Annotated in this window: 8 protein-coding genes (1 of these 8 cut by a window edge); 5 read left to right on the top strand and 3 right to left on the bottom strand. The window is 62.6% G+C overall.

Going from position 1 to position 11,363, the window contains the following annotated elements:
- The 3 genes in view from I6L33_RS04795 to pepQ are tightly spaced (at most 36 nt apart) and all read right to left on the bottom strand, a layout consistent with a single transcriptional unit that may run on beyond the window.
- Positions 1-1,160, bottom strand: partial view of a TrkH family potassium uptake protein gene (locus I6L33_RS04795; RefSeq protein WP_010635534.1) — the 5' portion only. Its footprint begins 298 nt before the window's first position; the window shows 1,160 of its 1,458 coding nt (coding positions 1-1,160); it begins with the start codon at positions 1,158-1,160; the stop codon falls past the left edge of the window.
- Positions 1,161-1,196: 36 nt separating this feature from the next.
- On the bottom strand, positions 1,197-1,814 hold the full coding sequence (locus tag I6L33_RS04790) for a YigZ family protein (RefSeq protein ID WP_216973641.1): 618 nt from the start codon (positions 1,812-1,814) through the stop codon (positions 1,197-1,199).
- Positions 1,814-3,136 carry a Xaa-Pro dipeptidase gene (gene pepQ, locus I6L33_RS04785; protein ID WP_216973640.1) on the bottom strand — a complete coding sequence of 441 codons (1,323 nt, stop codon included), beginning with the start codon at positions 3,134-3,136 and terminating at the stop codon, positions 1,814-1,816. Before pepQ ends, I6L33_RS04790 begins: the two co-directional genes overlap by 1 nt.
- A 190-nt stretch (positions 3,137-3,326) precedes the next feature.
- Here pepQ and I6L33_RS04780 point away from each other — a divergent pair, with 190 nt between their 5' ends.
- From I6L33_RS04780 to I6L33_RS04760, 5 genes are all read left to right on the top strand, one after another.
- On the top strand, positions 3,327-5,264 hold the full coding sequence (locus tag I6L33_RS04780; RefSeq protein ID WP_216973639.1) for an acetoacetate--CoA ligase: 1,938 nt from the start codon (positions 3,327-3,329) through the stop codon (positions 5,262-5,264).
- Between the two features lie 202 nt (positions 5,265-5,466).
- Complete coding sequence (fadB, locus tag I6L33_RS04775; RefSeq protein WP_216973638.1) at positions 5,467-7,614, top strand: fatty acid oxidation complex subunit alpha FadB; 2,148 nt, start codon at positions 5,467-5,469, stop codon at positions 7,612-7,614.
- On the top strand, positions 7,615-8,799 hold the full coding sequence (fadA, locus tag I6L33_RS04770; protein ID WP_216973637.1) for an acetyl-CoA C-acyltransferase FadA: 1,185 nt from the start codon (positions 7,615-7,617) through the stop codon (positions 8,797-8,799).
- Between the two features lie 342 nt (positions 8,800-9,141).
- The gene (locus tag I6L33_RS04765; protein WP_010635539.1) at positions 9,142-9,864 is read left to right on the top strand and encodes a response regulator; all 723 of its coding nucleotides are present in this window, start codon (positions 9,142-9,144) and stop codon (positions 9,862-9,864) included.
- A 51-nt stretch (positions 9,865-9,915) separates the two neighbouring features.
- Positions 9,916-11,361, top strand: a complete 1,446-nt coding sequence (locus tag I6L33_RS04760) for an ATP-binding protein (RefSeq protein WP_005307426.1) — start codon at positions 9,916-9,918, stop codon at positions 11,359-11,361.
- The last annotated feature ends 2 nt before the right edge of the window (positions 11,362-11,363 follow it).

Here is an 11,363-nt window from a genome sequence, read left to right as displayed (position 1 = left end):
CCCAGCTTGAGGGTATAGATGGCGCGTGGATGCACCAGTCGCTTCAGCTCGCGCATCCCCTGCAGGAACAGGATCATGAAACGCATCACCTTGATGCCGCCCCCGGTACTGCCGGCGCAGCAGCCAATGAAGGCGGAGAACATCAGCAGCATGGGCAGGAAAGAGGGCCAATCCGCATAACTGGTGGTGCTGTAACCGGTAGTCGTGCCCAGCGACACCGCCTGGAACAGGCCGTGGTTGAGCGCATCCTGCCAAGTATCGTAGTGGCCGTGGAACAACAGGGAAACGAAGCAGATCAGTACCAGTACACACTGGATGCTCAGGAACACCTTGAGCTCGGAGTCCCGTAGATAACTGCTCAGGCGCACCGGCTTGTGGGCGAACACCATGAAGTGCAGGGCAAAGTTGACGCTCGCCAGCAGCAGAAACAGCACTGTGATCAGGTTGATGGCCGGGCTGTTGAAGAAACCTATGCTGGCATCGTGAGTCGAGAAGCCCCCCACAGACATGGTGGAGAAGGAGTGGCAAATGGCATCGAACAGGGTCATGCCCGCCATCCAGTACGCCAGGGCGCAGAGGGAGGTGAGCAGCAGATAGATGAACCAGAGCGCCTTGGCCGTCTCGGCGATGCGCGGGGTGACCTTGTTGTCCTTGACCGGCCCCGGAATTTCGGCGCGATAGAGCTGCATGCCCCCGATGCCGAGCAGCGGCAGTATGGCCACCGCCAGCACTATGATCCCCATGCCCCCCAACCACTGCAGCAGCTGACGATAGAACAGAAACGCCTTGGGCAGGTTGTCCAGCCCGGTGAGCACGGTCGCCCCCGTGGTGGTCAGGCCGGAAAACGACTCGAAGAAGGCCTCGGACACCGTCATGCCGGGCACCTCTCCCAGCAGGAACGGCAAGGCCCCGACGCTGCCCAGTACCACCCAGAACAGCACGACGATGAGGAAGCCCTCCTTGGACCTGAGGTCCTTCTTCTGATGACGGTTGGGAAACCAGAGTGCGGCACCGAGCAGCAGAGCGATGAAGAAGGAGTTGACGAACTCGGCACCACCACCATCACGATAGCCAAATGCAACCATCGCAGGCAGCAGCATGGTCGAACTGAACAGTGCGACCAGCAGGCCAACGATACGAATGATGCTCAGAATCTGCATTCCGGCTCCCTCTTCAGACCAAAAGAGCGATGGATTCTAGCCATCTAAGGGACGAAGGGATACCCGACCTTGGGTTCGGTCGGTCAATTCCTGTGCGATTCGGGCCCAGAGCGCGGACTCCCACGCCACCTGCAGGGTGACGCTGGCGCCATAGTCGGCCGTCAGCAACTGGCCCTGATAAGCCTGGATCAGGGCCTCTACGGCCCCCATGTCGACATAGTCGCACTGGATGAGAGAGGCCGTCTGCTGGCGCTTGATGCGGGTCTCGAGCTGCTTGAGTGCCGCCCCCACGCCACCGCCGTAGGCCTTGACCAGACCACCGGTGCCTAGCAGCACGCCACCGTAATAGCGCACCACAACGGCGGCGATCTCGCCAAGGCCCGCCCCCATCAGCTGGGCCAGCATGGGTTTGCCGGCGGTGCCAGAGGGCTCACCATCATCGCTGAAGCCATAGACCTGGCTGTCCTGCGGAGCGCCTGCGACGAAGGCCCAGCAGTGATGCCGGGCCCCGGGATGTTGTTGCTTTATCTCGCCAATCCAGGCCTTGGCGGCCTCGACGGTCGGCGTGTGGGCAAGATATGTGATGAAACGGCTCTTCTTGATCTCTTCACTCACCTCCAGCGGTGCGGCCGGTATGGAATAGTCCGCCGCCATCAGAGCCCTGCTTGTCTGGTCAGGTTCTCCACCCCGTTGGCATGCAGCACCACGTTGTCTTCGATGCGGATGCCGCCATAGGGGCGCAGCGCCTCGACCTTGTTCCAGTTGACCCGCTTGCCCTGCTCACCCTGGCGCAGCGGCTCCAGCAGGCTGTCGATGAAGTAGAGGCCCGGCTCTATGGTGAACACCTGGCCCACCTCCATCACCCGGGTGCAGCGCAGATAGGGGAACTGTTCGGGGGCCGAGAGGTGGGTGCCGCGCTCATCCTGCATGAAGCCGCCGGCATCGTGTACCTGCAGGCCGAGGAAGTGGCCGAGGCCGTGGGGGAAGAAGACGTTGGTCACCCCGGTGTGGATCATCTCGTCCACCGACATGTCCACCAGCTCGGTGGCTTGCAGCAGGCGCGCCAGCCTGTGATGCATCTGCAAATGCAGCTCGCTGTAACGGCGGCCCGGCTTGATCTCCTCGATGATCTCCTGCTGCTGGGCATCCAGCGCCGCGATCAGATCGGCAAACTCGCCGCGCCGCCAGGCCCAGGTCCGGGTGATGTCGGAGGCATAGCCGTGCACGTCCACGCCGGCGTCGATGAGGAAGGAGTAGCGCTCCGCATCGGGCACCCGCTGAGTGGAGAGGTGGGTGTAGTGCAGGATGGCCGCATTGCGATTGATGGCGACGATATTGCCGTAGGGCGCCTCATTGGCCCCCTGCCCGACCGCCTTCATGTAGGCCAGGTTGATCTCGAACTCACTCGCCCCCGCCATGAAGGAGTCCTTGGCCGCAATGTGGCCGCGTACCCCGATGCGGTTGGCATCGCGCAGACACTCCAGCTCATAGGGAGTCTTGTAGGCGCGGTGGTAGTGCAGATAGTTGAGGACCGCCTCCGGGTTGGGCTGGCCCAGCCCCAGCAGCTCGGCCACCTCCAGATGGCCACCCAGATAGGCCCACTCCTGCCTGTTGGCCGGCAGATGATCGGCTACCTGCTCCGGGCGGGTCAGGAAGCGGATATCGAAGAAGTCGACCCAGAAGGCGTTGGGCAGGTCCGCTACCTTGTGCCAGAAATCCACCGGCCGGTAGAACAGCAGCACCGGCTTGTTCACCCCGTCCACCAGCAACCAGCAGTGGGAATTGTCCAGCACCGGCAACCAGGCCTTGAACTGGGGGTTCACCTTGAAGGGGTAATCCTGATCATCGAGGAAGATGCGGTGGGTCTGGCCGGAGTGGATGGCCAGACCGCCCAGTCCCTGCTGTTGCAGTATGTCGCGGGTGCGCTGCTGCAAGGTGTCGAGGTGCTGGGCAAAAAGTTGGCTGTAGCTGCTCATGGCGTCCTGCTCCGGGAGAAATGTGGTTTCAGCATAACATCAAGCGAATCAAGGCTCGAACCGTCAAGCAATCGCTTCGTGAGGTAACGCATACGTTACAAGGCTTTTGTTATGAAACAAAAACCAACCATTAACAAATAAAAAACAATTCAATACACTGCCGGTAGATACATGCAGTCAGGGACTACTCATGCACAACCTTTGCCTGTGGCAACCGGATCAGGAGCGGATTCAACAATCCAACCTCCAGCACTTCATGGCCGAGGTCAACCGCTTCCACGGCCTGCAGCTGCACAGCTACGCCCAGCTCTACCAGTGGTCGGTGGAGAAGACAACCCGTTTCTGGCCGCTGGTGTGGCAGCACTGCGGCGTCAAAGGAGAGCTCGGCAACATAGTGGCAGAGAACCGCCAGGAGATGCAGCGCACCCGCTGGTTCCCCGACAGCCGGCTCAACTTCGCCGAAAACCTGCTGCGCCGCCAGGATGACACGCCGGCCATCATCTCCCGCATCGAGGGTAGCCCCAGCCAGACCCTGAGCTGGCGCGAGCTGGCGGATCAGGTCGCCAGGCTGGCCCAGTGGCTGCGTGGCCAGGGAATCGGCCGGGGCGATGTGGTGGCAGCCTACCTGCCCAATATCCCGGAAACCGTGGTGGCCATGCTGGCGACCACCAGTCTGGGGGCGATCTGGACCTCCACCAGCCCCGATTTCGGCGAAGCCAGCGTGGTGGAGCGCTTCGGCCAGACCCGGCCGCGAGTGCTGTTTGCGGTGGATGGCTATCACTACAACGGCAAGGCCATCGACATCCAGGACAAGGTGGCGGGGGTCGTCGGCCAGATCGACAGCATAGAGCAGACGGTCATGATCCCCCTGCTCGGCCACTCCCTGCAGCTGGGTCACGACTGGCGCCAGATCCTGGCCGGTCAGCCGGATGCCAGCCTGCAATTCGAGCCCATGGCCTTCAATGACCCGCTCTACATCCTCTATTCGTCCGGCACCACCGGCAAGCCCAAGTGCATCGTGCACGGCATCGGCGGCACCCTGCTGCAACATCTGAAAGAGCACCAGCTGCACTGCGACATCAAGCCGGGGGAACGCATCTTCTACTTCACCACCTGCGGCTGGATGATGTGGAACTGGCTGGTGAGCGCGCTCGCCTCCGGCGCCACCCTGGTGCTCTACGACGGCTCCCCCTTCTACCCGGACGGCAACGTGCTGTGGGATCTCGCCCGCGACGAAGAGGTCGCCCTCTTCGGCACCTCGGCCAAATACCTGGATGCGCTGCACAAGCAGGGTTATGCCCCGATCAAGACCCACCAGCTGCCGCAGTTGCGGCTTATCTGCAGCACCGGCTCCGTGCTCTCTCCCGAAGGGTTCGACTACGTCTATCAGCAGATCAAGCAGGATGTGCAGCTCAGCTCCATCTCAGGTGGCACCGACATCTGCTCCTGCTTCGTCATCGGCAACCCGCTCAGCCCCGTCTACCGTGGCGAGAGTCAGGGGCGCGGCCTCGGCCTCGCGGTGCAGGTATTCAACGAAGCGGGCCAGCCGGTGCAGGGCGAAAAGGGCGAGCTGGTCTGCACCAAGCCGTTCCCGGCCCAACCGATCGGCTTTTGGGGGGACGACAGCGGCGACAAGTACCACGCCGCCTATTTCGAGCGGTTCGACAACATCTGGTGCCACGGCGACTGGATCGAGCTGACCCCGACCGGCGGCATCCTGTTCTACGGCCGCTCCGACGCCACCCTCAACCCGGGTGGCGTGCGCATTGGCACCAGCGAGATTTACCGCTACGTCGAGCAACTGGAGGAAGTAGAAGAGAGCATCGTCATCGGCCAGCAGTGGCAGCAAGACGAGCGGGTTGTGCTGTTCGTCAAGCTCAAGCCTGGTCTCAAGCTGGACGAAGCACTGCGCGAGCGTATCCGCCAGCAGGTGCGCCAGCACTGCACCGCCCGCCACGTGCCGGCCCGCATCCTGCAGGTGGACGCCATTCCGCGCACCAAGTCCGGCAAGATAGTGGAGCTGGCGGTGCGGGAAGTGGTGCACAACCGGCCCGTCAACAACACCCACGCTCTCGCCGATCCCGAGGTGCTGAGCCAGTATCGCGACCGGCCCGAGCTGGCCAGCTGAGGCCACACAAGGTTAATAAAGGCGTCATCAGACGCCTTTATTTTGATTGTTAATCTGAGGCGAGCTTTTACTCGAGATCTGTTAAACGAATGTTTTAAATAGGTGTTGAAATTGTCTTCTTTTGGATCAATAGTGAGCCTCGCCCCCTGCTGGGGATAAAGGAGCACCACCCCCCACCATGTGGGAACAAGGAGACACTCTCATGATCTACCAAGGCGAAACCCTGACGGTCAGCTACCTCGAAGACGGCATTGCCGAGCTGAGGTTCGATGCTCCGGGTTCAGTCAACAAGCTGGATCGCGCTACCCTGCTCTCCCTGAGCGAAGCGATCGCCGCATTACAACAAGAACGTGAACTAAAAGGTCTGATCCTCACCTCCGGCAAAGACGCCTTTATCGTCGGCGCCGACATCACCGAATTCCTGGAGCTGTTCGATCTGCCGCAGGAAGATCTGCTCGGCTGGCTGAAAAAGGCCAACGACATCTTCAACGCCATCGAAGATCTGCCGGTGCCGACCCTCAGCTCCATCAAGGGTCACGCCCTGGGCGGCGGCTGCGAGACCATTCTCTCCACCGACTTCCGCCTGGCTGATACCACGGCCAAGATCGGTCTGCCCGAGACCAAGCTCGGCATCATGCCCGGCTTTGGCGGCACCGTCCGCCTGCCGCGAGTGATCGGCGCCGACAACGCGCTGGAGTGGATCACCACCGGCAAGGATTACCGTGCCGATGACGCTCTCAAGGTGGGTGCCATCGATGCCGTGGTCGCCCCGGATGCGCTGCACAGCGCCGCTGTGCAGATGATCAGGGACGCGATCAAGGGCAAGCTGGACTGGCAGAGCCGCCGCGCCGCCAAGAAGGCCCCGCTCCGTCTCTCCAAACTGGAAGCCATGATGAGCTTCACCACCGCCGCCGGCATGGTTGCCGCCGTGGCGGGCAAACACTATCCGGCACCGATGGCCGCCGTGAAGACGGTGGAAGCCGCCGCCGGCATGGGTCGGGACGAAGCGCTGGCCGCCGAAGCCGCCACCTTCATCAAGCTGGCGAAAACCGACGTGGCCAAGGCGCTGGTCGGCATCTTCCTCAACGATCAGCACATCAAGGCGCTGGCCAAGAAGGCCGCCAAGCAGGCAAACAAGGCCACCGGCCATGCCGCCGTGCTGGGTGCCGGCATCATGGGGGGCGGCATCGCCTACCAGTCCGCCAGCAAGGGTATCCCGGCGGTGATGAAGGACATCAACGAGAAGGCGTTGGCACTTGGCATGGGCGAAGCCACCAAGCTGCTCAACGGCCAGCTCGAGCGCGGTCGCATCGACGGCATCAAGATGGGCCAGGTGCTCTCCGCCATCACCCCAACCCTCAGCTATGACAACGTCAAACATGTAGACGTGGTGGTCGAGGCCGTGGTCGAGAACCCGAAAGTGAAGGCGGCCGTGCTGAGTGAAGTGGAAGGCGTGATCGGCGAAGACGCCGTGCTCGCCAGCAACACCTCCACCATCCCCATCTCCCTGCTGGCCAAGAGCCTGAAGCGCCCCGAGAATTTCTGCGGCATGCACTTCTTCAACCCGGTGCACCGCATGCCGCTGGTGGAGATCATCCGCGGCGAGCAAACCTCGGACGACACCATCAACCGCGTGGTGGCCTACGCCGCCGCCATGGGCAAGTCCCCGGTGGTGGTCAACGACTGCCCGGGCTTCTTCGTCAACCGCGTGCTGTTCCCCTACTTCTTCGGCTTCAACAAGCTGGTTGCCGATGGCGCCGACTTCGCCGCCGTCGACAAGGTGATGGAGAAAGAGTTCGGCTGGCCCATGGGCCCCGCCTACCTGCTGGACGTGGTCGGCATCGACACTGGCCACCATGCCGGTGATGTGATGGCGCAGGGCTTCCCGGCGCGCATGAGCAAGGAAGGCCATACCGCCATCGACGTGATGTACGAGGCGAGCCGCTTCGGTCAGAAGAATGGCAAGGGCTTCTACGCCTACGAGGCCGACAAGAAGGGCAAGCCGAAGAAGGTGGCCGATGCCGCTGCTTACGAGCTGCTGGCCCCGATCGCCAAGCCGAAACAGGATTTCGACAAGGACGCCATCATCGCCCGCATGATGATCCCGATGATCAACGAGGTGGTGCTCTGTCTGGAAGAGGGCATAGTCGCCACGCCAGCCGAAGCCGACATCGCGTTGGTCTACGGTCTGGGCTTCCCTCCCTTCCGCGGCGGCGTGTTCCGCTATCTGGACACTATCGGTCTGGATCGCTATGTCGCCATGGCCGACCAGTATGCCGACCTTGGCCCGCTCTACCGCGTCAGCGACAAGCTGCGTGAGATGGCCGCCCAGGGCAAAACCTTCTACTGATTGCGGAAAGGAGATCCATTCATGAAAGACGTAGTCATTGTCGACTGTATCCGGACCCCGATGGGCCGATCCAAGGGCGGCGCCTTCCGCAACGTGCGTGCAGAAGACTTGTCCGCGCACCTGATGAAATCCATCCTGCTGCGCAACCCCAACCTCGACCCGAACGAGATCGAGGATATCTACTGGGGCTGCGTGCAGCAGACCCTGGAGCAGGGCTTCAACATTGCCCGCAACGCCGCCTTGCTGGCCGGCATTCCGAAACAGGTGGGGGCGGTCACCGTCAACCGTCTGTGCGGCTCCTCCATGCAGGCGCTGCACGACGCCTCCCGCGCCATCCAGGTGGGTGATGGGGATATCTTCATCATCGGCGGCGTCGAGCACATGGGTCACGTGCCCATGAGCCACGGGGTGGACTTCCACCCCGGCATGGCCAAGTCGGTGGCGAAAGCCTCCGGCATGATGGGGCTGACCGCCGAGATGCTCGGCAAGCTGCACGGCATCAGCCGTCAACAGCAGGACGAGTTTGCCGCTCGCTCCCACCGCCGCGCTCACGCCGCCACTGTGGAAGGCCGTTTCGCCAGGGAGATCGTCGGGCTGGAAGGGCACGACGCCAGCGGCGCCCGCTTCTTCTACGACTATGACGAGGTGATCCGCCCGGAGACCACGGTCGACACCCTGAGCCAGCTGCGCCCGGTGTTCGACCCGGTCAACGGCACCGTCACCGCCGGCACCTCTTCGGCCCTGTCCGATGGCGCCGCCGCCATGCTGGTGATGAGTGCGGATCGCGCCAAGGCGCTCGGCCTCACCCCGCGCGCCAAGGTACGTGCCATGGCCATCGCCGGTTGCGACGCCGCCATCATGGGTTACGGCCCGGTGCCGGCCACCCAGAAGGCGCTCAAGCGGGCCGGTCTGACCGTCGGTGACATCGATCTGTTCGAGTTGAACGAGGCGTTTGCCGCCCAGTCCCTCCCCTGCGTGAAGGATCTGGGTCTGCAAGACCTGGTGGACGAGAAGGTGAACCTGAACGGCGGCGCCATCGCCCTGGGTCACCCGCTCGGCTGCTCCGGCGCCCGCATCTCCACCACCCTGATCAATCTGATGGAGGAGAAGGACGCGACCCTGGGCGTGGCCACCATGTGCATCGGCCTGGGTCAGGGCATCGCCACCGTGTTCGAGCGAGTGTAAGTCTATCCCCCGGACCGGTACGCCGGTCCGGGAAGTGCCCCGCCAGGGGCTGAATTTTACAATATGGGCCCGCTTCTGCTTCCCGGCGAGGCGGCCCGTATCGCAGGTTTTGGGGCCGGTCAGACTGCCCCGTCATCGAGTCTGTGGAGTGCGCCACACGGGGTGCACTTCTGTCGTCAGCATCTGCGTCTTGGCCGGCCCGTTTGGGTCGGCCTTTTTTATTTGCACGGCAGGATATGGGAGGATATTGCCCATAACCTCACATTAGATGGGGGGCTTGCTTGCTTTTTGCTCCCCCGACAGGTTCAATCTGCACAAAAAAATGGGTGGATGCACATACATATGTCAACGAGCAAACAACTGCTGATCGTCGACGACGACCAAGAGATCCGCGAGCTGCTCAATGAATACCTGACCAGGGCTGGTTTCGAGGTATTGACCGCAGCGGAGGGCAACGAGATGCGTCAGCAGCTCGCCCAGCACAGCCCGGACCTCATCATTCTCGATATCATGATGCCTGGCGACGACGGTTTTACCCTCTGCCAGCAGATCCGTCGCGACTCTCAGGTTCCCATCATCATGCTGACCGCCGCCTCCGACGAGGCTGACCGGGTGATCGGTCTGGAACTCGGTGCCGATGACTACATCGCCAAGCCGTTCAGCCCGCGCGAGCTGCAGGCCCGCATCAAGGCGCTGCTGCGCCGCGCCGAATTTCGCCAGCCGGAGAAAGAGAAGGAGCCGAGCCGTCGGCTGCGCTTCGCCGAGTGGACCCTGGATACCCTGAGCCACCAGCTGACTCACGAAGATGGCAGCCTGCTGGATCTCTCCGGCAGCGACGCCATGCTGCTCGGCATGTTCCTGCAGCAGCCCGGCGTGGTGCTAGACCGGGATACCATCTCGGACGCCACTCGCGGTCGCGAGAGCCTGCCGATGGAGCGCGGCATCGACGTGCAGATCAGCCGTTTGCGCCAGAAGCTGGGTGACAACGGCAAGAGCCCGCGCATCATCAAGACCATTCGCGGCAGTGGCTACATGCTGATCGCCGAGGTGCACGAGATACCATGAGAGCCAGCAAGGTAGCGACGGCATGCTGATCGACACAAGGCGAGAGATCCCATGAATAGCAGGTGGTTCTGGCGAGTCCTAGTGCCCCGCTCCCTGCTGTCGCGGATGCTGCTGCTGTTGCTGCTGGCGATCCTGCTCTCCCAGACCATCCTCACCGGCATCTGGATGCAGCAGATCCAGAAGCGGGAGCTGGAGGGCATGCTCAGCACCACCCGCAACCTGGCGCTGTCGGCCGCCTCCACCGTCAACTTCTTCAAATCCTTGCCGCTGCAGTATCGCCACATCGCGCTGGACCAGCTGCGCAACATGGGCGGCAGCCGCTTCTTCGTCTCTCTGAACGAAGAGGAGATCCACATCAGCGCCATCCCCGACAGCGAGCGCAAGACGCTGGTGCTCAAGGAGGTGCAGGGGGTGCTGACCCGCAAGCTCTCCGACGCCATGGCGATCAAGGTGGACTTCTCGCGGCCAGAGGATCTGCATGTCTTCAACAACGACACCCTGCTGGCGGATCTACCCTCCTCCTGGGCCCGCTACACCCTGTCGCTGGAGCCGCTCAACCCGCCGGTACTGGTGACCCAGATCGAGATAGAGCCGGGGGAGTGGCTCTATCTGGCGGCCCTGTTGCCCGCCCCCTACATGACGCTGGATGACACCGTCATGCCCAGCAACCAGGTGCGCTTCATCGCCCTGATGACGGTGTTCCTCTGCTTCTTCACCTTCCTGCTGGTGCGCTGGCAGACGCGGCCGCTGCGCCGGCTGGCCAAGGCGGCAGTCAACCTCGGCAAGGACATCGACCAGCCCTCTCTCAAGGAAGAGGGGGCCTCCGAGATAGTGGCGGCCACCCGCGCCTTCAACATCATGCAGCACCGCATCCGCCGCTATATCGACGATAGAGAGCGGTTGTTCAGCTCCATTTCCCACGACCTCAAGACCCCCATCACCCGGCTGCGGCTGCGGGTCGAGCTGCTCGACGACGAGCAGCAAATCGCCAAGTTCAACAAGGATCTGGACGAGCTGGAGCTGATGGTGAAAGGGGCGCTGCAGACGGTGAAGGACACCGACATCCACGAGAACATCGAGCAGCTCGACATCGACGCCATGCTGGAACAGATGGCGGAGGCCATGAACCTGCACGACGAGCGGCTGACCATCGAGGGCCACTGCAAGCAGCCCTACCGTGGCAAGCCGCTGGCCCTCAAGCGCTGCATCGGCAACCTGGTGGACAACGGCATCAAGTACGGCCAGAAAGTGCGCATCATCATCATGGACGACGAGGAGATGCTGATCCTGTTCATCATGGACGAGGGGCCCGGCCTGCCGGAAGATCAGTTCGAACGCATCTTCGAGCCCTACTACCGGCTCAGCACGGATCTGGCCGGCACCGGCCTGGGTCTGGGCATTGCCCGCAACATAGCCCACGCCCACGGCGGCGATCTGGTGCTGGAAAATCGTCCGCAGGGCGGCCTGCAGGCCACCCTCTCCCTACCAAGGCAGTAACC

Origin of the sequence: Aeromonas sp. FDAARGOS 1403, assembly GCF_019047325.1 — a bacterium.
Taxonomy (GTDB): Bacteria; Pseudomonadota; Gammaproteobacteria; order Enterobacterales; family Aeromonadaceae; genus Aeromonas; species Aeromonas dhakensis.
Note: the sequence above shows the minus strand (reverse complement) of the source record. Positions and strands in the feature narration are given on the sequence as shown.